Here is a 25,327-nt window from a genome sequence, read left to right as displayed (position 1 = left end):
ATCCAATCTTCAAGCTTGTTTCACGAATCATCTTAAATCTCGTATAAAAACTCATCTAATCTTAAAAATAAAAAAATACAAAAAATAATAAAATAACATTCTTTATATAATCGTAAGAAACCTGAAAATACGCCCTATTTTGCATTGAAAATATTAAAAAATATTTATGTCATCAACGTTGACAAAATAAATAACAGGGGCTACAATTTTTCTTAGATTGCGCGGTAGCAATTAAATTCAATCTCACAAAGGAGAGAGATGGACATATTAAACACTAAAAGTAAATATGTTTTCAGCTATTGTGCAATAACAAATTGCAAATACGTTGTACAACTCATAGCGAGTATTTATCAATGATGTAAATAAAAGCTAAAGGATGGATTTATTATGACTTCAACGGGACGTTTTACACTTCCAAGCGAATCAAATTTCGCAGAAAAAACTAAAGAACTCGCTGAGCTATGGGGCGCTGACGCTATTCGTAATTCAGACGGAACTCAACTCGATGAACAAGTATTGGCCCTAGGTAAGAAAATCTACAGCGCTTACTTCCCTACTCGAGCCCATAACGAGTGGATAACTCTTCACATGGATGAAACTCCACAAGTCTACTTGCTAAGCGAAAGAATACTAGCGCAATCAAGTAGCACAGTTATACCTCTTATGGATCGTTTCTTTGTTGAACAATTAACTCCAAATTATGATGCCGACCCTCATAAGTATTGGGAAGTAATAGACCGCACTACAGGAGAAGTTTTACCAAGCGAATCCTGGAGCGTGGACCCATCTTCGCACAGCGTAATAGTAAATAACACAATCCCAATGCATGAATACACGGCATCATTCCTGGCTTATATCATTTGGGATCCTGTCGAAATGTATAATCACCTCACAAATAATTGGGGAGATAAAGAGCATGAGATTCCATTCGATATTTATCATGAAAAAACTCGCGATTTCGTAATGCGAACCTTTGAAAAGTGGCTTAAAGACAATCCTCAAACAGACGTAGTACGATTTACAACATTCTTCTATCAATTCACACTTCTTTTCGACGAATCGCATAGAGAAAAAGTAGTTGATTGGTTTGGATGCTCTTGCACAGTATCTCCTAAAGCGCTTGACGATTTTGAAAGCGAATACGGCTATAGACTTCGCCCAGAAGATTTCGTTGACGCAGGATCATACAATTCAGCATGGCGTTGCCCACGAAAAGCACAGCGAGACTGGATTGATTTCACAACACGTTTTGTGCGCGAAAACGTAAAAACAATGGTGGATATGGCTCATGCACACGGCAAAGAAGCCATGATGTTCCTTGGAGACCAGTGGATTGGAACAGAACCTTATAAAGAAGGATTCGAAAAACTTGGACTTGACGCTGTAGTTGGTTCTATTGGAGACGGAACTACAACGCGCATGATTGCTGATATTCCAGGAGTTAAATACACTGAAGGCAGATTCCTTCCATACTTCTTCCCTGATACTTTCTATGAAGGAAACGATCCTAGTATTGAAGGTTTAGATAATTGGCGTAAAGCCCGTAGAGCTATTCTTCGCTCTCCTATTTCTCGAATGGGTTACGGCGGATACTTATCTCTAGCTGCAAAATTCCCTAAGTTCGTTGACACTGTTACGAATATTGCAAACGAATTCCGCGATATTCACGATAAAACTCACGGTCATGCAGCTGAAGGAGAATTAAACGTTGCTATTCTTAACGCCTGGGGTAGCATGCGTTCGTGGATGGCTTATACAGTTGCTCACGCTCTTCCAAATAAGCAAACACGCTCATACTATGGCATTCTCGAAGCACTTTCTGGCATGAGAGTAAATGTGAGATTCATTAGTTTTGACGATGTCTTAACTAATGGAGTCGATAGCGATATTGACGTAATAATCACAGGAGGACCAGTAAACACTTCATACAGTGGCGGCGAAGTTTGGCAAAATCCACAACTCGTAGAAATTTTGCGCACGTGGACGCAAAACGGCGGCGGCATGATTGGTGTTGGAGAACCAAGCTCTTACTATAAAGCAAACGATAGCAGATTCTTCAAGCTAGCTGACGTTTTCGGAGTTGACGAAGAGCGTTTCCAAACTCTTTCAATCGATAAGTACTTCCCTGCTTTAGTTACTTCACACTTTATTACAGAAGATATTCCAACAGATGCAGCGAAGATTGAAGAAGCAAATAGTAATCGCGCTATTGCTCTTAGCGGTTGCGGCGGAGGCCAGCCAGCTTCGTTGAATGATATTGATTTCGGTGAAGCAATTTTGAACACTTATCCTATTAACGAAAACGTTGAAGTATTGCGTGCCGATAACGGAGAAGTTCAGCTTGCAGCAAACAATTATGGTAAAGGACGAGGAGTTTATATTTCTGGTCTTCCTTATTCAGCTGTTAACGCTCGACTTTTAGAACGCATACTTTTCTACGCAAGTCATAAGGAAAGTTTGTACGCTGCATGGAGTTCAACTAACCCAGAATGCGAAGTAGCTCACTTCCCTCAAGAGAATCTGTATTGCGTTATCAACAATACAGATAAACCACAAAATACAACCGTACAAAGAGCAGATGGCACTCTCGATCAATTCCATCTTGATCCAAGCGCCATCGCCTGGCAAACATTGTAGTTTCTCTCTCAACGCAACACACTCTACAATGATTTGTCAGTTAACACATTGAGCTGCTTGCAATGCAGCTTGCGGCTCAGTGTGTATTTTCACAGAAAGAAAATTTATTATGGATAACGAAACATTACACGAAATTGCACAACAATTTGACGTTGAAGAATCTTTTAGCACAATTACCCCTTATGGCAGCGGTCATATAAACACTACCTATTTAGCTGTTACTCCAAAGCGTCGATACATTTTGCAAAAAATGAATACAGACATTTTCCCTGATACTGCTAATTTAATGCGAAATATTAAATTAGTTACGAGCTTCTTACGCGCGCAGGGACAAGAAACGTTGGAAATCATACCAACTCGTGACGGCAATAGCTATTACGAGTATTACGAAAACAGCGATAAGCCTGAAATGTATAGAATGTATGCGTTTATTGAGAACACTATTTCTTACGATTTAGTTCCAGATCCTGAAGTTTTCAGAGATGCTGGTGCTGCTTTCGGTAGTTTCCAAAATTACCTTGCTAAATTTGATGCTTCACAATTAGTTGAAACAATCGCACACTTCCACGATACTCCTCATCGCTTTGTTGATTTCAAGAAAGCTGTTGAAAAAGATCCTCTTAACCGCGCTAAAACATGCAAAAAAGAAATCGACTTTTACATGTTGCACGAAGATTTTTATCCAACTATTACTAAGGGCTTAGAAAGTGGAGAAATTCCTTTAAGAGTTACGCATAACGACACTAAATTAAATAATATTTTAATGGATGCAACTACTCATAAGCCTCGCGCAATAATCGATTTGGATACTATTATGCCTGGCAGCATGCTTTATGACTTTGGCGATTCGATTCGTTTTGGTGCTTCAACAGCTTTAGAAGACGAAAAAGATATTGATAAAGTTCATTTCAGCACTACGCTTTTCAAAGCATACGCACATGGATTTATTAGCGAGCAGATAAACAATATTACAAAGCGCGAAGCTGAGTTATTGCCAATTGCAGGAAACATGTTAACTCTGGAATGCGGCATGCGCTTCTTAACTGATTATTTGCAAGGAGATACTTATTTCGCAACTCGTTATGAAACTCATAATTTAGTTCGCACTCGTACGCAAATTAAATTAGTACAAGAAATGGAAGAAAAATCCTCTCAGATACGCGAAATAGTAGATCTTATTATGCAATTCTAAATCGCAATAAAAGCGCAAATATTAGCGTATAAATATAAAACTTATTCGAGCAAAATATGAGCTAATGCTTACAAAAAAGTAAAATCATTAGCTCATATAACAGCCACTAACGAGGCGTATTATGTCAAATGCACTGAATGCTGTGTATGCAAGCATTGATGAGCTTGTTATGTTTGCACAGAAAAAATTGGAACTTGATCCACTAGATGCAAATATCACGAGAAATCGCATTTTTGCTTTATTTAATTTAGATTCTTATAAGTCAAACTTATTAGATGAAACACAAGTCAAACGAAACAATAAATGTGAATCAGCAGATAAGAGTGACGAAACACAAGAATCTAATTCTGTAATAAAAATCAACTCTTCAATCGATGATATTTTACGCCGATTTTTTGAAGCAGCCTATAATGCAAATCTGCTTGACGAAAGCCAAGAAGAAGCATATAGCGATGAGATTATGGGATTGTTAAGCGCTAATCCGTCTAAAATCCAACAACTTTTTAAAAGCATTGAAAGTAAAAATAACTCAGTCGCAGCACAACAATGGCTTTACGATTATTGCGTAAATAATACTTACGTTAAACAATCTGCTTTAAATAAAAACATTAGATTTAACTCGCATAATCTAATTATCACAATCAATTTAGCTAAACCTGAATTTAAAAATATGAGTAAAGCTGCCAGCGGAAACAGCGTTTCTGGAGGCTACCCAAAGTGCACTATTTGCCGAGAAAATGAAGGATTTGCAGGCAGAAACAAGCGCACTCTTCGCACATTGTCTCTAACTCTTGGAGGCAAAGAATGGTTCTGGCAGTTTTCTCCTTACGGATACTTCAACCAGCACGGTATTTGCGTGAATGCTGAACATACTCCTATGGTTGTTAACCGAAATACTTTCGTGAATTTACTTGATTTTGTAGATGAATTTCCACATTATTTCCTGGGATGCAATGCGGCTCTCCCACGAATTGGAGGATCAGTTCTTGCTCACGATCATTACCAGGGAGGTGGAGAGCATATGCCAATGCATCATGCTCAGGTATTAAAAACTCTCCACCTTTCAAACAAACTTTCAGACTATCTTTCAAGCAGCATATCAAACTATGAAAATACGATTGTTGAAATATTAGATTGGCCAGGCACAGCTATACGAGTTGTTTCTAAGTCTCGCGAAAGCATTATTGAAGTATGCGATCGCATTCACAAAGCATGGGTGGATTACGATAATCCAAAATTAAATATTGCTTCAAAAGACGAGCATCAAAATCAACAATCAGCTTTATCTCCAAGCGTTATTAAAACTAATCGCGGCTATGAAATGAGTCTTATATTCCGAAATAACGCTGTTAGCAACGAGTATCCTGATGGGATTTTCCACGCTCACCCTGAATATTACGCTGTAAAACAGGAGCCTATTGGATTAATTGAAGCTCAAGGATTGTTTATACTTCCAGGAAGATTAGTCCGTCAGCTTAACGAAATCGCTAAAGCTTTAGAATCTGGGAAAACCGCTCAACTTCCGGATAATGAATCCGAATTTGGACTTGTTTGGAAAGAATTGCGCGAATCATTGCAAGGAAACACAGACAAAGATGCTATTAAAAACGCTATTAACGAAGAACTCGGAAGCATATGCGAACGAATTTTGTTAAACACAGCTGTTTTTAAAGATAAACAGGATCTTGTTGCTTTCCTTAATTCTTTAGGGTTTATTGAATCATGATTTGAAATCAAATGCGATTATCAAACAAGCATGATTGCAAAATACAACCGATTATCGAACAGACTAAAACAAGCTAAAACGAATCAAAATAGATTCGAAAGCCAAAACAAACGCGTGTGAAAGTTATAGAAAAGAGTTGTTATGAATACGCAAACTTCGAAGGTTCCGCATGATCTAACAATCGGAATTGACATTGGCGGTACGAAAATTGAGGGCATAATTATAGATGGTCAAAATCGCGTACTAAAAGAATTACGCATACCTTCAAGAATAGGTGAAGAACAGGTTGTTGAAGATATTACGCGAGTAGCTAAAGAATTATCCGAAAAACCTATACCCGTTGGCATTGGAATCCCGGGACAAGTTGATTGGCGTACAGGATGCGTAAAAAACGTTGTTAATTTAGGCATTTCTACTTTAGAATTAGGCTCTAAAGTAAGCGAAGCATACGGCTCTTGCGTACATGTTGAAAACGATGTGAATGCTGCAGCCGTTGGAGCAGCTAGCTTAGTCAACACAGATAACAATGCTTTATATAACGATCCTGATTCAACTATTGTTATGCTAAACTTTGGCACTGGATTAGCAGCTGGCGTTGTAAAATCAGGTAAAGCTTTACACGGTTTTAGTGGCGCTATAGGGGAAATCGGGCACATACCCGTAGACGGTAATATGTTCCCATGCCCTTGCGGACAAAAAGGATGCTTAGAAACAGTAGCTTCAGGCGGCGCAATATCTCGTTTATGGCCTTCCGCCAATCCTGCTATGCCAGATTTAATCAGTAAAGCTGAAGCCGGGAATTGCGATGCAAAGCGCATACTAAACATTGTTGTTCACGCTATGGCTGATGCTGTACAAATCGTGCTTCAAGCTTACGATCCGCAAATTATTGCAATTGGAGGCGGAGTGGCTCGCACAGGCGAACCTTTGCTTAAAATTATTTGCGAAGAGCTTAACAATCGCGCTAGCACATGCCCATTTTTGCAAAGTCTTAATGTGACTAAAAGACTTGTGCTAGTGCCATCTGATCAGCCTGTTGGAGCACTCGGAGCAGCAATATCCGCTCGCGTCAATTGCTTTGCCTAGGTTAGGCAAAGATCTGAGTTTTTCGCAACCGGATAAGTAAACAAAAGTAAGAGCTCTTCCCCGATTTTGTTTACTTATCTGGCGTGTTGGTAAACAAAACCAAGAACACCTCCCCGATTTTGTTTACTTATCCGGCGTGTTGGTAAACAAAACCAAGAACACCTCCCCGATTTTGTTTACTTATCCGGCGTGTTGGTAAACAAAAACAAGAACACTCCCCCGATTTTGTTTACTTACTGGGTGTCTAAGTAAACAAAAACAAGAACACTCCCCCGATTTTGTTTACTTATCTGGTTGCGAAAAACTTGAATCCCTGCCTAGCTAATGGAGGACCAGTTGCTAGTTAATTATTTGAACTAAAAACGCTCGCTTTAAGATTTTTGCGCTCAGCTTCCATAGAGCTGATTTGGCCAAGAAGATTCAACTTTTCTTGGCCATCTTGCAATTTGGCCATTCGCATTTTTGCAGCACCAATGCAACGCATGTATCCAATGTCTAAAAGTTTTATAAGCAGCTCATTAGCATATTGCGATTCAGCTTCGTTTGGCTTTCTAAGCATATCTGCCGGAGAACCAATCTGACTTTTAGCATTGCCAATTTGAATATTTTGGCCATTTTCATATTGCTGCAATGAAGAAGATTGAGATTGATTAGAATATTGACCGCCAATCGACGCATTGTAATCTTCACGACGAGCTGAAGGAAGCGGCAACGGCATAACAGCAAGTTCAGTAATAACTGATTCAAGCATAGGCCCCCCAGCTTTCATAAGCTTATGCAACCAAAGTCCTTGACTTATATTTGGCTGAGGAAATCCGTCTGCAGCAATAAATGCTTGGAAAATCGTTCTAAAAATTGGCGTAATAAAATTATTCAAAGTCAAACGCGTTAATAGCTTTTCTTGGAAAGCTAAAGGCATTTGCACTAGCATCGCCATAAATTGTTGCTCACACATGAAAACAGCATCATCAACACGATAATAGCTTTGAGATTTATACGCTTCACGCATCATAGCCATTTTATCGGCGGGATTAATAGCATACGTTTTAAGAGGATTAAATCCTTGAGAAGCAGATCCTGAATTAGATTCAGAAGATGCGTATGCTCCCCCAGAGTATGCTGATTCTGTCATAAATCTTGGAGCATATGCGTCCTCTGTGCGCACGTGCAATCGTCTTCTAGCAGAATCAACTTCACGTCTCATAATAGATAAATCAATGCCAATAAATCGCGCTGCTTTACGCGTATACATATCAAGCAAAGACTTGTCTCTAATTTGAGCGACTAAAGGAGAAACAGCTTTTACAGCACCCATCTGGCCAGTTGAATAAGTTGTATCAAAACGACGTATAACTGTATTTATAACAAAATCATAAAGCGGACTTGCACTATCGATAAGCGCTCTAACAGCTTCATCGCCACGCTGAATACGTAAATCGCAAGGATCGAGATTATTATCCGCTACAGCAACAAAAGTTTGAGTCAAAAACGCTGAATCTAAGCCGAAAGCGTGAATCGCAGCCTTTTGGCCAGCAGCATCACCGTCGAAAGTAAAAACAATACGCGAACTTATGTTTTGCCCTTTAACATTAAGAGGCCCAACAAGCTGAATACCACCTAAAGAATCATCCGCTATTAAGCGACGGACCATTTTCGCATGCTCAGCTCCAAAAGCAGTACCGCATGTTGCTACAGCCGTATCAATCCCTGCTAAATGACAGGCCATAACATCCGTATAGCCTTCAACTATAACAACTTGTCGCTTTGCAACAATATTTGGTTTCGCAATATCTATACCATATAAAACTTGATTTTTACGATAAAGCGCAGTATCAGGAGTGTTAATATATTTTGCACTAATAGAATCGTCGTCGTAAAGTTTGCGAGCGCCAAATCCTAAAGTTCTGCCTGTAGAATCACGAATTGGCCATGTAAGGCGTCCTCTGAAGTAATCGTAAACTCCTCGCTGACCTCTACGAGCTAATCCAGCGTCTAATAATTCTTGATGCGTAAAACCGCGTGAAGATAAGTATCGTACAAGATTATCCCAACCTTGCAAAGCATATCCGCATCCGAATCGCTCACTTTGAGCTTGAGTAAAATTACGTCCTGCTAATAATTTACGCGCTGGAGATGCTTCTGGAATAAGCAGATTTTTAACGAAAAATTCTTGAGCTGCATCATTTGCCTCTAGCAAACGAGCGCGTTTAGTTCCTACGTGAGATTGATCTGTATCATCTTTGCTATTTTCATAATGCAATTCAATGTGATATCGATCTGCTAGCAATTCAACTGCTTCACGAAAATCAATATTCTCTTTTTGCTCAACGTAAGCAAATACGTCTCCGCTTAATCCGCATCCAAAGCAATGCCATACGCCTAAAGCAGGTCGAACGTTAAAACTTGGCGTCTTTTCATCGTGGAATGGGCATAGGCCTACAAATGAACCAGTTCCAGCGGTTTTTAGCGTAACAGTTGCAGACACAATATCGTATAAATCTGCTGTTGCGCGTACACGCTCAATATCTTTTTGCGAAATGATTCCAGCCATAATTATTCACTATATCTTAAAGCTTAGTTAATTAATTACAACACTGATTACTTCGAAGAATCTTAGGAACAAATCTACGCTCACAATACATTCAGCACAACGCACTTAACCCAACACTCTTAGCACAAAGCAGCACGACTTAGCACAAGGCAGCGTGAAGAGTTGTAGCAGAACCGTCTGTAAGACTTGCAACCTGGTCAATAGCCACTCTAAGCCGCTCATCGTCATTAGTGCACTCGTTCCAATCCCCTACGAATACTTCTTCCATAGCATCGTGCGGACGAGGAGATTTACTCATAAAAACTTCCACTAAATCGGTAATGATTTTCTGCTCACGCCTATAAAACTCACGCTCGCGAGGAGCAATAATAAAATGAACAGCTAAACTTTTTAGCATAACCATTTCATAACTCGTGTTTTCTGGAATCACAACATTCGCACGATATCTGATTAACGCCCCATCGCCATATTTTTCACGAGTTGCTTTTTCAACAGAAACAGCAAAACGTCCTATAAGCATACTTGTTATATTTTTTAACTTAGCTAAAGATCTGCGTGAACCGTCGAAATTTTCCGGAAAAACATTAAGCTTACGCAAACGTTGAAAAGCTGCTAAAAGCTTATCGCAATCCCATTGCTTTCCATACCATGCATGAGTATCTTCAATAACACTGTCCGCTAAAGAAGGATCCGATACGCATTGTGTGTTAAAAGCGCCTACAACAATCGCATCCTCAATATCGTGCACGCTATAAGCAATATCATCTGAAAGATCCATTATTTGGCATTCCATTGGACGCGAGTTTTTAGGAGCACCAATTTTCAGCCATTCAAACACGTCGCGATCATCTGGATAAACGCAGAATTTCAAATCACGCTCACCTTTATCGTGCGCTTTTGCTTCATCCAATCCCCACGGATACTTTACAGTAGCGTCTAATGCTGCTCGAGTAAGATTAACCCCTGCACTACTGCCATTTTCTCGAAAAACTTTCGGCTCCAAGCGCGTAAGTAAGCGGAGGGTTTGGGCGTTACCTTCAAAACCGCCAATATTTTTCGCTATTTGTGCAAGCACGCGTTCGCCGTTATGACCAAAAGGAGGATGCCCCAAGTCGTGTGATAAGCAAGCGCAATCAACAACATCCGGGTCGCATCCAAGCATTGCCGCAATTTGCCTACCAATTTGAGCAACTTCCAAAGTATGCGTCAAACGAGTACGCACAAAATCATCCGATCCTGCAACTAAAACCTGACTTTTTGCTCCGAGTCGACGCAATGCAGAAGAGTGTATGATTCGCGCACGATCACGCTCAAAAGGAGTACGAACACGCGTATGATGAGGCTCACTCGCCCAACGCTCAGTGTCGTGCAAATCGTATTCGCCAACGACTTCATTATCTGATGCAATTACTTCGTCGCACATACAACACCTCTTTTATTTGCAATTAAGGCTATTATTAACCTTTATTAACCTTCTAAAAATCAAGCAGCAACAAACTATATAAGACTTTTTGCATCCAATCTTGCAATATCGCTAGAAGATAGCACTTCGTAAGCGTTGCGGTAAAGCCGCGGCACGCGAGGCCCGATTCCAGTCATGATTTCGTAGCTGATTGTCCCTGCAGCTTCTGCCCAATCGTCTGCAGTAGGCTCAGCAAATTCCACGCCTCTTCCAGGTCCAAAAAGCGTTACAGTATCGCCTTCACGAACGCCTAACTCTGCAGCATCGCCTTTTAAATCAACTATGAACTGATCCATGCAAACTCGCCCTGAAACGTTCAAAATTCGAGCGCCCTTATTGGTTTCCACTCTCACTGGTCCGCCCGGCTTATCAACATGACGCGCACCTTGCATATCAAATCCTGAAGCAGAACGCAAAATACCATCAGCGTAACCAAGCGGCACAATAGCAGTACTCGTATTATTTGGAGTTAAATACGTGCGCCCGTAGGAAATTCCATGCCCTTCTTCTACAGCTTTTACAGTGCCAAGTTGCGCTTGAAGCGTCATAGCTGGTTGCAACCCATAAGTTTGTGAATCCCCCATTGCAGGATCCGGCTCGTATCCATACAAACCAATTCCTGGTCGAACAAGCTCAAAACGAATTTCAGGACGATTAAGCGTTGCAGCAGTATTCGCTAAATGACGGATTTTAGGAGCAACCGATGCTTCTTTCATTCGTTTTGTAAACTCGTGGAATTGTTGGATTTGCCTGTCAGTTGCATCTACAAATTCCGGAACATCAGGAGAATCTGCCACAGCTAAGTGACTCCATTGACCAATAACCTCAATCACGCCTTCGTTAGAGTATTGTTGCAATTTTTCTAAAGCGGCACTAAAACCTTCTGGAGTGAAACCGTTTCGTCCAAAACCAGTATCGACTTTTACGTGCACGCGCGCATGTTTACCTAACTTTCGTGCAGCAAAAGCTACAGCATTAAGCGAGTCAATAGAGCCTACTGAAATATCGATATTCTCTGTAATTAGATCTGCAAATCTCGTAGTTGGAGCGCTAGTAAGCCAAGTGAGAATATGACAACGGCTGGAATCAATACCAGCCGCACGCAAACGTAACGCTTCGTACGGTTGAGCTGTGCCAAGCCAAGTAGCACCTCCAGCTAAAGCTGCGAGCGCACTAGGAATAAGCCCGTGACCATATCCGTCTGCTTTTACGACTCCCATAACTTCCGGCGCATTCTGACCAGGCTGCAAATCTTGACTAACTCGCGCAACCAAAGTGCGCATATTGTCTCGAAGCGCCTTCAAATCGACAATTACCTGCCCAGGGTATACGCTTAACGCGCGAGCATAGTTTTCAGCAAGTACTTCATTATTTACAAACTCACTTTGCTGCTTATTTTCGCTCATATTATTCCCTTATTCCCTTCGATTGCACAACTTCAATCGCAAACCTTCAAATTCGCATGCACTTTGTATATATGTAACTATATTAGACTGTAGGAAGCAAAAGCTGAAATATTAGAATTTACATTATTGCTGCGTTTACAAGAGCTTGAGTATAAGAATGCTTAGGATTATTAAGCACGTCACTCACTCTACCTGATTCCACAAGTTTTCCTTCATTAATAACCATAACGCGCGTTGCTAAATGCCCGATCATACCCAAATCGTGACTAACGAATATGCAAGCCATGTTTTTGCGCTCAGATCGAATTCTTGCAAAAGCGTCAAGTATTCTAATTCGTTCAGCAACATCGATAGCACTCATCGGCTCATCGGCTACTAAAACTCGCGGATTGTTGATTAAAGCTCTCGCAATCGCCACGCATTGAGCTTGACCGCCAGAAAGTTCGTGAGGGTATCTTTTTGCGAAAACAGAAGGATTTAATCCAACTAATTTCAACGTTTCGTCTACCTTGTTATTAATTGTTTCAGCATCAATATTTAATTGCTTACGCCAGATTTTTAAAGGCTCTGCCACGCTTTCTCTCACAGTCCAGCGCGGATCTAATGCCGCAAACGGATGCTGGAACACAAGCGAGGATTCTCGTCTAATAAGCGTATAAGCATTTTTATTTACTTTTGATAAATTAGGATTATTTACGACTTCACCGCAATAGGTAACATTGCCTTCGCAAAGAGTTTCAAGCCCAAGCATAGCGCGTATAAGAGTTGTTTTGCCGGATCCAGATCCTCCAATAATCGCTAAAGATTCACCTGCGCAAACATGCGCATCAATACCTTTTAATACTTCTAAACGATTTTTCGCCGAACCCAATATCACGTGAACATTTTTTGCCGTTATAAGCGCATTTTCTTCGCTACTGGCATTGATGGTATTTGATTTTTTGGAACTCTCGCTTAACGAATCTAAATCAGAACCCAAATCGGTACCTTTGTTTTCAGAAGTCGAATCAGAACCCAAATCGGTACTCGAATCAGAACCAGCTCTTAACGAATCTAAATCAGAACCCTCGTTTAATGAACCCAAATTTTGCGCTCGCAAAGTCAATTTTCTAGCTGCATCCACTAATTGCTTAGTCGAAGAAATACGCGGATTATCAAGCAAATTCTTAACATTTTCACTATCGATCACACGCCCAGAATCAAGCACATAACAACGATTAGCAGCACGCGAAAGCACCGAAAAATCATGAGTTACAAAAAGCATTGAAGCGCCCATATCGTCCACAAGCGAAGTAAGCATTCGCACAACTTCACTCTGAGTAACCGAATCAAGCGCAGTAGTAGGCTCATCAGCCAAAATCAAACGCGGAGACGTAATCAAAGCTGTAGCAATACCAACTCGCTGCTGCTGACCTCCAGAAAGCTCAAACGTGCGTTTAGATGCTAATTTGCTTGATAATCCAACCTTCTCTAGCATTGAAATAACGCGATTATGCACGTCATCCGCATTCAGACGATAATGTATGCGAAGCGGCAAAGAAACCTGCTGTTCTACTGTCAGCAAAGGATTTAGCGCGCGATTAGCCTGCTGAAATACTACTCCAACGTATTTTCCGCGAAGATTCGCTAAACTCTCTTCCTTTGCTTTAACAGTTTGAATATTGCCAAGCATGCAAGAACCTGAAACTTCAGCATTTGACGGCAGTAATCCAGTTATCGCTCGAATAAGCATCGATTTTCCAGATCCGGAAGATCCGATTAATCCAACTCTTTCGCCATCCTCAATCCTAAGCGTTACGTTATTTAATATGCTTACATTGCCAAATTTCACACTAAGATTTTGAATATCAACGCTCATTTTCCCCTACTTTATTCGTACTTTTTGATGAAGGATCTAAAACTTTGCGCAATACATCACCTAAAAGATTTAGAGCAACAACAACCAGCGTAACAACCAATCCAGGCCAGACAACCGATAAAGGATTTACATGAATCAACGAAACAGAAGTAGACAAGACTCGTCCCCAGCTAGGAACCCCTGAAGGAACACCAATACCCAAATACGTTAAGCCACTTTCAGCCAAAATCACAGTTCCAGCAGAAAGCGAAATCTGCACCATTGCTACAGGCATAATATTTGGAATAACATGTCGAAAAATCACACGATTCCTAGACGCGCCTTGCGAAAGCGCAAAATTTACGTAATCTGATTGCAAAACCAGCTGAGCACTTGGACGAATAATACGAGCTAAATTCAAACCATAACCTATACCGCATGCCAGTATAATCACGATAACTGTAGTTCCAAGCGGCACAACCAAAATAAGAGCTATAAGCACAGTAGGTATTGAAATTAACGCGTCAACAATTATTACAGAAGCTCCCTGAATTAAAGGCGATTTTGCAATCATCAAACCCAATAAGCCAAATCCAATAGAAATAGCAACGCATACAGTGCAAATAACAAGCAATAATTCCATACTGGAACCAGCCATAATCCAGCTAAGAGTATCCGCACCCGCGCCATCAGTACCAAGCCAATGATTAAAAGAAGGATTTTGCCACACGTTATTACCGTTTGTTGCAAGCAAAGGATAAGGAGTCCAGAACACAGAAATAGCAGAAACTATCAACCATAAACTTAAAACTATGCAAACAAATTTTCCGCAACTTGCGTGCCAAATGCGATTCAAAATCTTTAACATTACTTCACGCTTTCCCATCTTCATCATTGCTATACGAATCCTTAGCAAGACGTGAATCAAGCAAACGATGAGAAATGTCAACAATAAAACCAACAGTTAAGAAAAGCGCAGCAAGCATAAAAAGCTCACCTTGCACGGCAACAAAATCACGTAAGCCAACATCTCGAACCATACCCATTCCCAATCCAGGCAGTGAGAAAAGATTTTCGATAACCATAACACCCGTAACCATATGCGCAAAAGTTAGTCCAATAACAGAAACTAATTGCGGCAACGCAAGCCTCAAACCAACTCTCCATACAACCTGTTTGCGCGTCATACCGCATGCCATAGCTTGAGATGCAATCTCACTTCGCGAAATATCTTCAACAGCAGCGCAAGTGTATCGCATAAAACTAGAACCAACTATGATTCCAACAGTTAAAGCAGGCAAAAGAAGCGAAAGAAAAGCCTCTGTAAAATCACTCCAACCATCCGCAGGAAAATCCTGAGTCGGCAAAATACCAAAAATTCCAATACCCTTACCCAGTAGAAGAATAAGCAATAATCCACCCCACAGAGCAGGTATAGACCCGGCGATTAAAGCTGAAAATCGCGACAAGGATTGAGCTAATTTGCCTTCATGCGTAACTTGCCAACAGCCAAGCGGCACACCGATTAAAAGCGCAATAGCAAGACCTAATAAAATCAGTGGGAACGTGACAATAGCCCTGGACGCGATTACTTTAGAAACCGGTATTCCCGTAATCATAGAAGCGCCAAAATCGCCGCGCAAAATACCGCAAATCCAGTCAAAATACTGCGTGTACAACGGCTTATTCAAGCCAATCTCAGCGCGCAATTGTTCGACTTTACCCTGCGGAGCGTTAAGGCCGGCCATGACTTGCGCAACATCTCCCGGAAGCACTCGTAGCGCTAGGAAAACGACTACAGAAATGCCAAGTAAAGCAAGAATAAACAGCAATACTCTGTGGCAAATCATGCGCAACATAAAATGCCTCCTTTCTTAGTGAGTTTTCGCATTGAAGAAGTAAACAAAAGTAAGAAACCTTCCCCGACTTTGTTTACTTACACACCCAATAAGTAAACAAAACCAAGAAACCTTCCCCGACTTTGTTTACTTACACACCCAATAAGTAAACAAAACCAAGAAACCTTCCCCGACTTTGTTTACTTAGCGCCCACTGCTATCTCGCTCGCAAGCGAGGTCTGCCTTCGTTTTTACTAACGAAGGCAGAACAGATTTACGCGATAAGGAATTAGAAACTAATCAGCGCCTAGCAAATAAAAATCAGCTAAGTCGCAAATTGTACAGCGGCAAAATCTCCTGATTCATGTCAAACGGCATTCCTTCAAGATTCTTCACTTTCGCAGTAGTTACGCGATAATTAAACAGCCAATCAGCAGGAGCATCCTCGCTAATAATTCTCGCAGCTTTAGCAAGCAACTTGTAGGATTCTTTAGAATCAGTGCTAAGCATCGCCTTCGCATACAAATCCTGGACTTGCTTATTGTCGTATCCGTAGTAATACGTAGGATCCGCCCACTGTCCAAAATCGTGACTCTCATTGTGATCTACCATCGACAAATCATACTGTTTATTCTTATAAACATCCTGAAGCCAAGTAGTAAACTCAACAACATTAACTTTCAAATTGATTCCAGCAGGCTTAAGCTGCGAGCGCAACTGATCGCCAATTTGCGTGCCATAAATATTCGGATAAGTAAGCGTCAAATCCATAGGATGAGATTCGTCAAATCCTACTTCCTTCATCAAGGTCTTAGCGCGCTGCAAATCATGCGGATACAACTTAGTCAAATCCTCATAACCAGGGTCAAGAGAAGGAATCGGGCCTCCAAGAGCCAAGTCCACTCCTCCGCGAGAAGCAATAATCTGCTTGTGGTCAATCGCGTAACGAATCGCTTGACGAACTCGCTTATCTTTTGTGCGCTCGCCCTTCATGTTCATAGCCAAAACGAACTTATCGGTACCATTTCCGGCTCGAACATCATACTTCTTAGAATCATCCTTGAAAGGCTTGGCGAGTTGACCAGAAATAGGAGCTAATGCTTGCACGGAACCAGAAGAAAGCGCGTCTATTGCGGCATTGTCATCCACAAAATAGCGAACTACGATTTTCTCAGTTTTAGCAGTGTTAGCGCCTTTGTATTTAGGATTTGCCTTCAAAACAACGCGATCATTAGGCATAAACTTTTCAATTAAGTATGGGCCAGATCCAATAGCTTGAGTTTTCGCATCATATTTTGCGAGCTTATCAAAAACTAATCCAGATCTTCCGCACAAAGCCCACAAAAGCGTAGAATTTGGCTCTTCAAGCTTGATTTCAAAAGTATAATCGTCTGTAGCTTTAGCAGACTCAACTTTTCCAACCATATTCGATCCGCGATATTGCTTCGAAACAAGCTCGTTAAACGACCATTCTGCATCTTTAGCCGTAAGCTTGTGACCATTAGAAAATACGGCATCTTTACGCATATGGAACGTATATGTCAAGCCGTCTTTGCTTATATCCCAGCTTTCCGCAAGCGAAGGCGATACTTGATTCTTTGAATTGCGAACAACAAGCCCCTCGTAAACGTTGCCGATAAGCAGCTGATCGAGCGCTGAACCTGATTGGTTACGAATATCAAGATTTGTAGGAGCTAATTTCAAGCCGATTGTGACTGTTTTATGTTGCATAGCGCCAGTTGACGATTGTGAATTATTCAACTTCTGCGACGCAAATAAAGCACCGACGAATACGAAAATTAGAACCACTACTGTAAATACCCAGCCGTTTACTAATTTGTGCTTTGAGAAATATTTTGGTGACTTTTCTGCATTATTCAACGACTCATCTGTGCTAGCAGAACTATCATAGTTGTTATCTGAATCGACAGAGGATTTGGCTGAATCGACAGAGGATTTATCAGTTGATTTATAAGTCGCGCCGCTTTCTTCGTGCACGCTTTCTTCGGGTGATTTATTACCCATACCATAACCTTTCCAAATGGCATTAAAATGGCATTAAATATTAAATTGTCATTTTGTTATTTTTGTCATCTTTATTATTTTTATTATTTATTGTTTTTATTTTGCTTTTTAATTTTTGCTTTCTGATTTGTTTTATTAACTTTTAATCGCTCGACGCTTGATTACATAGTGCTCAAGTCACCGGCCTTACTAATCGTAGTCCATTCACATGTCATGATTGTTATTGGCGAGTCCAAACGCACAACCCTACAAACGCATAACCCTACAAACGTATAATCGTCCAATCACACAACCCTACAATCACACAAACATCTTATTTAACGAGAAAAATTCATAATACGCATAACGCAAAAATTCACAATGTATCTAATACAAAAATTCACAGTTCATCTAATACGAAAATTCACAATATTACTAACGCAAAAAATCATAGTGTAGATAAAGTTGTAATATTAACAAGGGTATATCCTACGAATGTGCTTAAATGCCAACAGAGCGTAAACCTGAAAACGTCTTTTGCACGCATAAAGCATGCAAATTTACATGCAGTCAGCGCGTTTACAGATTCGTAAAAACAAAGTTTAAAGCGAGGAATGATGTCTGAAAATTTGAATACTACAGCAACCGTGAACGAATCCTCAGATCCGCAAAATAAAAGCGGCGAAGACCGTACAGCATTGAACCGTCAATTGGCGCAAATGCTTAAAGGCGGCGTGATTATGGATGTCACCACACCTGAGCAGGCGCGAATTGCTGAGGATTCTGGAGCTTGCGCAGTTATGGCTTTGGAGCGTATTCCTGCTGATATTCGCGCAGCCGGCGGCGTTTCTCGTATGAGCGATCCAGCAATGATTCACGGAATTCAAGAGGCTGTGTCTATTCCTGTTATGGCAAAATGCCGTATCGGTCACTTTGTTGAAGCTCAGGTGCTTGAGGCTATTGAGATCGACTACATTGACGAAAGCGAAGTGCTTTCCCCAGCAGACGACGTATACCATATTAATAAGCGCGATTTTGCTGTTCCTTTCGTTTGCGGTGCTAAAGATTTGGGCGAGGCTTTGCGCCGAATTAACGAAGGCGCTTCAATGATTCGCACTAAGGGCGAGCCTGGAACTGGTGACGTGATTCAGGCAGTGCGCCACATGCGCATGATGAATTCCGCAATTCGTAAGCTTACAAGCATGCGCGAGGATGAGCTTTTTGAAGAAGCTAAGAATTTGCGCGTGCCTTTCGAACTCGTGAAGTACGTTGCACAAAACGGCAAGCTTCCTGTTGTTAACTTCGCTGCTGGCGGCGTTGCTACCCCAGCTGACGCTGCTTTGATGATGCAGCTTGGTGCTGAAGGCGTGTTCGTTGGCTCCGGCATCTTTAAGTCTGGAGACCCAGCAAAGCGCGCTGCTGCAATTGTTAAGGCTGTAACTAATTACAAGGATGCCAAGATGATTGCTAAGCTTTCCGAAAATTTGGGCGAAGCAATGGTTGGCATTAACGAGCAGGAAATCAAGATTTTGATGGCTGAGCGCGGCGAGTGATTGAGGCGAATGATTGAGGCGAATGATTTTGACAGACTCACCTATCAATACTGATAACTCTGCTGCTAGTAACTCAGCTACTGATAAATCCGCTACTGGCAACTCCGCTCACACTGTAGCAGTTTTAGCTGTTCAGGGTGCTTTTCTTGAGCATCGTTTGATGCTGGAGAAACTTGGCGCGCGGGTTATAGAGCTTCGGCAGGCGCGCGATTTGCAGCAGTCTTTCGACAGATTAGTGTTGCCGGGCGGCGAAAGCACCGTGCAAGCTAAGCTTCTTCGCGAGCAAAATATGCTCGAGCCTTTGCGCGAGAGGATTGCAGGCGGAATGCCTGTTCTTGGCACTTGTGCAGGATTGATTTTGCTTGCGAAGCACGTGGAAGGTAACGAGGTTAACGGCTTCGGCACTTTAGACGTAACAGTTAAGCGCAATGCTTACGGCCGACAGCTCGGGAGCTTCCATTGCGAATCTGAGTTTGGAAGCCATAATAGTTCGTTAGATCTTGGTAAAGTGCCGATGACGTTTATTCGCGCGCCTTACATTGCAGAGGTCGGCGCTAATGCTGAGGTTCTTGCAACTGTTGACGGTCACATTGTTGCCGCGCGCCAAGGTAACCAAATCGGTACATCCTTCCACCCAGAGCTTGACGACGATACGCGAATCCACCAGCTTTTCCTGGATTTGTAATCTGATTCTTAAGCGCATCGTAAGTAAAAGCGTAAATCTTACATAAGTTACATACGAAATAGCCTTCGCAAGTAGCAATGTTGCGGAGGCTTTTTGATTACAGACACTAACGCAGAACGACTACTGCGCGAAGGTCTTATAATCGCCAACCAGAGACCATAACGCAGAACACAATCTGCAATAGCAACACACTTTTTAACGCAGACGTCAAAAAGTCATCAAAATACAAAAGTTTTTAACGCGGACGTCAAAAACTTTGAATTTTATGTAAGTTTTTGATATCATGATTAAAAAGTTAGAAAAGTAGAGTAAATGTTCAAAAAGGGAGATTGCTGTGATATACAATTCAGAAACACACGCACTCATAAATCGCCCAGAATACCTAAACCAGCTTATTGAACATAAAGACGTAGACTTGGTGAAAATCGTAACTGGAATTCGAAGGTGCGGAAAATCTTCACTACTCGACCTTTTCCACAAACATCTGCTTAATTCCGGCGTAAACGAAGACCACATTATTCACATGAATCTTGAGTCGCTTAAATACAGAAACATTACAAATTACGCGGAACTGTACGATTATATAAGCGAACGAATTCCAGCAGACTGCGCAGAAATCACAGAACCACAAACTGCATCACACAATGTAAACAACAACACCAATAACAACACCAATAACAACACCAAATCCACAAAAACTTATCTTATTTTTGACGAGCTTCAAGCAGTAGAAAATTGGCAAAAAGCAGTAGAGTCGTTCCGCATTGATTTCAACGTTGACATTTACATTACAGGATCCAACGCGTATTTACTTTCCAGCGAATTTTCAACGCTACTAGCAGGTCGTTATGTTGAAATCCGCATGCTGCCATTATCCTTCAAAGAATTCCTAGACTTTTACAACTTCCCAGCAAGTGCATCAACAGACGAAAAGTTCCAAAAATACTTGCAATTTGGCGGAATGCCAGTGCTAAGCGAGTATAAATTCAACGAAGCGCGTAGCATGCAGGCTTTGGAGGGAATATATTCAACCGTTATTTTACGAGACGTTTTGCAAAGAAATGAAAAAGCAGACCAAATTGTTTTACAAAAACTTATGACTTTCTTATGCTCAACTATTGGCAGCACAACTTCCCCAAACAGCATAAGTAAATCGCTTCGAGCTGAAGGAGATATTGAAAAAACTACAGTATCTGTTGCTAGCAAAACTGTTAGCGATTACATACGCATGCTAAGCAACGCTTTTATTATTTTTCCAGTACAACGCTACGATATTCAAGGCAAAGAGCTTCTGAAAACGCTTGGAAAAAATTACGTTATTGACTTAGGTTTCCGCAATATGCTTTTAGGATACAGGGGAACAGATCGCGGACACATTATAGAAAACATTGTATTTCTTGAACTTATTAGACGCGATTATCGCGTTTATATTGGAAAAGTTGGTAGCACGGAAGTAGATTTTGTTGCAGAAAAGCCTAACGAAAAAATATACGTTCAGGTAACCGAAAGCATGCAATCTCCAGAAACGCGCGAACGCGAGCTGAAGCCATTACGCGCCATTAAGGATAATTATGAAAAAATCGTAATTTCAATGGATCGCGATTACATAAACTCTTATGACGGTATTAAGGCGATTAACCTTACGGATTGGCTGCTTAAGTAAGCGCGCTCCGACCTGCTTAAGTGCTCGCTTTGAAGGAGTCTGAAATTATTGGAATTTCAGACTCCTTCAAAGCGTGATTTGGCTCAATTGTGAAGCACGGCGTGCTTCACATGCCAAATCAGCCGAACGGCTATGCCGTGAGGATTAGCGCTGTTTAGTGTGCTTGCCGAAGGTGGCCAAAGCAGTGCTTGGAAGCACAGACGCGACCCATCCATGACGACCGAATGCGCCAGAAACAGCGAATATTGAGAACAGTCCAATAGACAAGAACGTGAACATAACAGCCGACTGGCCGCCAGTATGTGGCAAAGGCACTGGCTTAACAAAGGTCTCCAAATAGTACGTCGTAGTAAAGAACACTAAAGGAGACTTTGGATTACTAACAGGCACAGCACCCTTTTCACCTTCGCCAAGTTCTGTCCAAGTGCAAGTATTTCCGCTTGACTTCTTAAACATGATTTTATAAGTACTGCCCTGTTCTTCGGTGTCTCCAGATTCTCCAGGTTCTTCGCTTTCTTCATCGTCATCTCTTACGGCTCGCGATTCTCTTGCGGATTGCAATTTCTTTACACGCGATTTCAACTTTGCACTACGCAACTCAGGCTCAGGCTCAGGAGCAGGAGGCTCTTCCTTTTGATTATTATCTATAGCATACCGCAACTTTGAAGCGAAACTATTTTTTACAATTCTGTACGCATAATCCTGCGATTTTTCATCCTGCCTCTTCTCTAAATTACTCGAATTATACAGTGCAGGAACATAGTAAGTATAAGTAGTACCACCCGAATCTATATTGCAATCACATGTCATATTGTCATTTTTTATATCGCCAGGCTCCATCAGCTTGGCTTTAACAGGAATGTAGTATGCAATATTTTTAAAATCATCATCGTTTGAAATTGTATCTAAAATCGTAACATTATTAGTTACGACTATATTATCGCTGTGACCCTCCTCATCGAATGAGAATATTCCACCCGTAGCAAAATTACTTTTGATAGGATCATCATCAGGATTATTCTCAAAACCACTAGACTGCAAGTTATTCGCAATCAACGTGCCTTTAAAACCACCAAACATACCATCAACAGAAACAGTAGTAGACTCAGAATTAGTAGGTTTTGTAAAGTTCTTATTGCTGAAATCTAATATAAGACTGTCGCCACTTTCTGCTCCTGCATTGGAAAACATCAAACTAAGATTCGTAACTTTTGAAATATCCCACTTGCTCAAATCCGCAGAACCAGTAAGAGATTTGCAATCCGCAAACATGCTAGACATGTCCGTTACATTGCTAACATTCCAGCCTTCTAGACCTTTAAGATTACCCAAGCGAGTACAACCACTGAACATGCTAAACATATTCGTTACACTGCCAACATTCCAGCCGCTCAATGCACTTATATCAGCCAACCCTGTTGTTTCTACTACATCACCTTCATCGTTTATATGCTCAAAGTAGCAATTGGAGAACATGCTGCTCATGTCCTCAACACTGCCAACATTCCACTTTTCTAGACCTTTAAGATTACTCAAGCTATGACAACCGCTGAACATGCTGCTCATTTCCGTGACACTGCCAACATTCCAACCGCTCAAAGGTTGAAGACTGGTTAAGCCATTACAACTGCTGAACATGCTGCTCATTTCCGTGACACTGCCAACATTCCAACCGCTCAAAGGTTGAAGACTGGTTAAGCCATTACAACCGCTGAACATGCTACTCATCTTCTCAACATTGTCAACATTCCACTTTTCCAAAGGTTGAAGACTAGTAAGACTGCCACAACCGTCAAACATGCTGCTCATGTTCTCAACACTGCCAACATTCCAGCCGCTCAAAGGTTGAAGACTAGTAAGAAAACTGCAGCTATAGAACATTCTAAACGTGCTAGCTAATTGGTCTGTACTGCTCTTACCTGTTGTATTCCAATTAGATAATCCACTGATACTATTGAGCTTAGAGCAATATGCAAACATGCCATCCATTTTTTTAACGTTACTTACATTCCAATTTTCTAGGCCCTCAGTATTTTTAATCTTGTAGCACAGCGCAAACATTACCATCATGTCTTTAACGTTACTTACATTCCACTTTTCCAAAAATACAAGCGAACTCATACTCTTGCAGTATTCGAACATACCGATCATTTCCTCAACGTTTTTCGTATCCCAACCTTCCAAACCAGTAAAATCTGTTATGCTTGTGCAACCCTCAAACATTCTGTTCATGTTTATAACATTGCCAACATTCCACTTACGTAAAGGTTCAACCGAAGCAATCGCCATCTCACCTGCATATCCGTTTATATCCAAAGCATCATGTTGATCTTGGTTCCTAATAACAGACGCGAACATTCCAGACATACTTCTAACATTGCTCACATCCCAATTTTCCAAACCGCTAAGATTTTCTAAACCAGTGCACCCCTCGAACATGTTTTTCATGTTCGTAACATTGCTAACATTCCAATCTCTCATACCTTTAGGATTTTGTAGACGCGCGCACCCCTCGAACATGCCCTCCATATTCGTAACCTTGCTCACATCCCAACCAATTAAACTCGTTGGATCATAAAAATTAACATAAAAGAAATCAACAGCCAGTGAGGAATCCTTAAACAGATACGACATATCCGTAACATTACTTACATCAAAGTTTTTGCCATTACGAATGTGAGAAACGTTTGCCCCCGAAAAAAGACCTTCTTTATCTTTTGACAAACTACCGTAGCCATACGCTTTAACACCGTCTACAAAATCGATTTTGCCATCACCAGCAGGGAGAGACTCAATTTTTTCACGAATAGCATCAAATGCATCACTCTTCTCATTGGCACTGATAGAACATTTAGCTTCCCCTGATGGAGACTTAATCGTAACTTTAGTATTATCCTCGTTAATTTCAGCCACGCAAGCAGGAAGTTTTTTAACTTCTTTTAGTGTTAATTTCTTACCAGCGTCGTCAGCATCGCGATTTTGACCCTTAGCTTTTTTAGCGTCTTTGCTATCTTTTTTAGAAGCTTTGTCAGCATTTTTGTCAGCATTTTTGTCAGATTTGCCAGACTTTACAGCATCTTTATTGGCATCTTTGCCAGCACCTTTTCCAGCAGTTTTACCAGCGTCTTTGCCAGCATTGCCGTTATCTGCAGACCCCCCCCATTAGGATTTTTAACAGTTCCCTTATTACCTACAGTACCTTCTCTATTAGCTTCCCCTCTACCAGCTTCCCCATTAGCTGCCACATCATTTCTCTTACCTTCTTTTTTATCTACCTCTTTAGCCTTCTTATCCCCTTTATCCCCTTTAGCAGTCTCCCCTTTAGCCCCTTCTTTTTTACCAGCTTCCCCATTAGCTGTTCTGCTACCAGCTCCCCCTTCACCCGACTTATTTTGACCCCTATTATTCTCAATAACAGCAGACAAGGCAGCAGCGAACAATGGATTCTTCGTCACGTTGGCATAAGCCAGCCCCGGCAACACAGTTACGCTTAAAATCATAGAAATTACACATGAAACGGCGCCAATTGCCGAAAGAATACGATGTTTCCTACTCTCCTTCATCAAACTACCTCTCAAATGTAAACAAATCCACTACCGGCGTATAAACAGGACACAAAACGCATCTCCAAGAAGGTTCACCGGCGAACGCAATCTTTACACACTCGCTTTATATTATACACTCACG

At 41.2% G+C, this 25,327-nt stretch carries 16 protein-coding genes; 7 read left to right on the top strand and 9 right to left on the bottom strand.

Annotated elements, in window-relative coordinates; translation table 11 throughout:
• Positions 1–387: 387 nt before the first annotated feature.
• The 4 genes from gnpA to BFS05_RS00115 all read left to right on the top strand — a co-directional run bounded on the left by gnpA (position 388) and on the right by BFS05_RS00115 (position 6,641).
• Positions 388–2,637 (top strand): 1,3-beta-galactosyl-N-acetylhexosamine phosphorylase, encoded by a 2,250-nt coding sequence (gene gnpA, locus BFS05_RS00130; protein ID WP_103084064.1) that lies wholly within the window; start codon positions 388–390, stop codon positions 2,635–2,637.
• A gap of 109 nt (positions 2,638–2,746) precedes the next feature.
• The gene (locus tag BFS05_RS00125; RefSeq protein ID WP_103084063.1) at positions 2,747–3,829 is read left to right on the top strand and encodes a phosphotransferase enzyme family protein; all 1,083 of its coding nucleotides are present in this window, start codon (positions 2,747–2,749) and stop codon (positions 3,827–3,829) included.
• 121 nt (positions 3,830–3,950) lie between these two features.
• Positions 3,951–5,555: a galactose-1-phosphate uridylyltransferase gene (locus BFS05_RS00120; protein WP_103084062.1), complete on the top strand. Its 1,605-nt coding sequence runs from the start codon at positions 3,951–3,953 to the stop codon at positions 5,553–5,555.
• Positions 5,556–5,696: 141 nt separating this feature from the next.
• Positions 5,697–6,641, top strand: a complete 945-nt coding sequence (locus tag BFS05_RS00115; RefSeq protein ID WP_103084061.1) for an ROK family protein — start codon at positions 5,697–5,699, stop codon at positions 6,639–6,641.
• A 343-nt stretch (positions 6,642–6,984) separates the two neighbouring features.
• On the opposite strand, the gene dnaG is transcribed toward BFS05_RS00115, so the two are convergent.
• The 7 genes from dnaG to BFS05_RS00080 all read right to left on the bottom strand — a co-directional run bounded on the left by dnaG (position 6,985) and on the right by BFS05_RS00080 (position 17,760).
• Positions 6,985–9,192: a DNA primase gene (gene dnaG, locus BFS05_RS00110; protein WP_103084060.1), complete on the bottom strand. Its 2,208-nt coding sequence runs from the start codon at positions 9,190–9,192 to the stop codon at positions 6,985–6,987.
• A 139-nt stretch (positions 9,193–9,331) separates the two neighbouring features.
• Positions 9,332–10,615 (bottom strand): deoxyguanosinetriphosphate triphosphohydrolase, encoded by a 1,284-nt coding sequence (locus tag BFS05_RS00105; RefSeq protein ID WP_103084059.1) that lies wholly within the window; start codon positions 10,613–10,615, stop codon positions 9,332–9,334.
• Between the two features lie 74 nt (positions 10,616–10,689).
• On the bottom strand, positions 10,690–12,060 hold the full coding sequence (alr, locus tag BFS05_RS00100) for an alanine racemase (RefSeq protein ID WP_103084058.1): 1,371 nt from the start codon (positions 12,058–12,060) through the stop codon (positions 10,690–10,692).
• Positions 12,061–12,178: 118 nt separating this feature from the next.
• Positions 12,179–13,918 (bottom strand): ABC transporter ATP-binding protein, encoded by a 1,740-nt coding sequence (locus BFS05_RS00095; RefSeq protein WP_103084057.1) that lies wholly within the window; start codon positions 13,916–13,918, stop codon positions 12,179–12,181.
• Positions 13,908–14,765, bottom strand: coding sequence for an ABC transporter permease (locus BFS05_RS00090; protein ID WP_180978556.1), 858 nt, complete (start codon positions 14,763–14,765; stop codon positions 13,908–13,910). The genes BFS05_RS00095 and BFS05_RS00090 overlap by 11 nt, the downstream gene beginning before the upstream one ends.
• Before the next feature lie 4 nt (positions 14,766–14,769).
• On the bottom strand, positions 14,770–15,756 hold the full coding sequence (locus BFS05_RS00085; RefSeq protein ID WP_103084055.1) for an ABC transporter permease: 987 nt from the start codon (positions 15,754–15,756) through the stop codon (positions 14,770–14,772).
• 300 nt (positions 15,757–16,056) lie between these two features.
• Positions 16,057–17,760, bottom strand: coding sequence for an ABC transporter substrate-binding protein (locus BFS05_RS00080; RefSeq protein ID WP_103084054.1), 1,704 nt, complete (start codon positions 17,758–17,760; stop codon positions 16,057–16,059).
• 596 nt (positions 17,761–18,356) lie between these two features.
• Between BFS05_RS00080 and pdxS the strand changes: the two genes are divergently transcribed.
• From pdxS to BFS05_RS00065, 3 genes are all read left to right on the top strand, one after another.
• Positions 18,357–19,292 carry a pyridoxal 5'-phosphate synthase lyase subunit PdxS gene (gene pdxS, locus BFS05_RS00075; protein ID WP_103084053.1) on the top strand — a complete coding sequence of 312 codons (936 nt, stop codon included), beginning with the start codon at positions 18,357–18,359 and terminating at the stop codon, positions 19,290–19,292.
• Positions 19,293–19,314: 22 nt separating this feature from the next.
• Positions 19,315–19,977, top strand: a complete 663-nt coding sequence (gene pdxT / locus BFS05_RS00070) for a pyridoxal 5'-phosphate synthase glutaminase subunit PdxT (RefSeq protein WP_103084052.1) — start codon at positions 19,315–19,317, stop codon at positions 19,975–19,977.
• A gap of 334 nt (positions 19,978–20,311) precedes the next feature.
• Positions 20,312–21,640, top strand: coding sequence for an ATP-binding protein (locus BFS05_RS00065; RefSeq protein ID WP_219726407.1), 1,329 nt, complete (start codon positions 20,312–20,314; stop codon positions 21,638–21,640).
• Between the two features lie 144 nt (positions 21,641–21,784).
• Here BFS05_RS00065 and BFS05_RS00060 read toward each other — a convergent pair whose 3' ends face one another.
• Together BFS05_RS00060 and BFS05_RS06935 are read right to left on the bottom strand one after the other, a co-directional pair.
• A complete protein-coding gene (locus BFS05_RS00060) occupies positions 21,785–24,553 on the bottom strand; it encodes a BspA family leucine-rich repeat surface protein (RefSeq protein WP_258004153.1) in 2,769 nt (922 codons plus the stop codon).
• Between the two features lie 155 nt (positions 24,554–24,708).
• Entirely contained in the window at positions 24,709–25,203 is a 495-nt protein-coding gene (locus BFS05_RS06935; RefSeq protein WP_258004152.1) for a hypothetical protein, read from the bottom strand.
• Positions 25,204–25,327: the final 124 nt, after the last annotated feature.

Origin of the sequence: Gardnerella coleohominis (genome assembly GCF_002896555.1) — a bacterium.
Taxonomy (GTDB): Bacteria; Actinomycetota; Actinomycetes; order Actinomycetales; family Bifidobacteriaceae; genus Bifidobacterium; species Bifidobacterium vaginale_F.
Note: the sequence above shows the minus strand (reverse complement) of the source record. Positions and strands in the feature narration are given on the sequence as shown.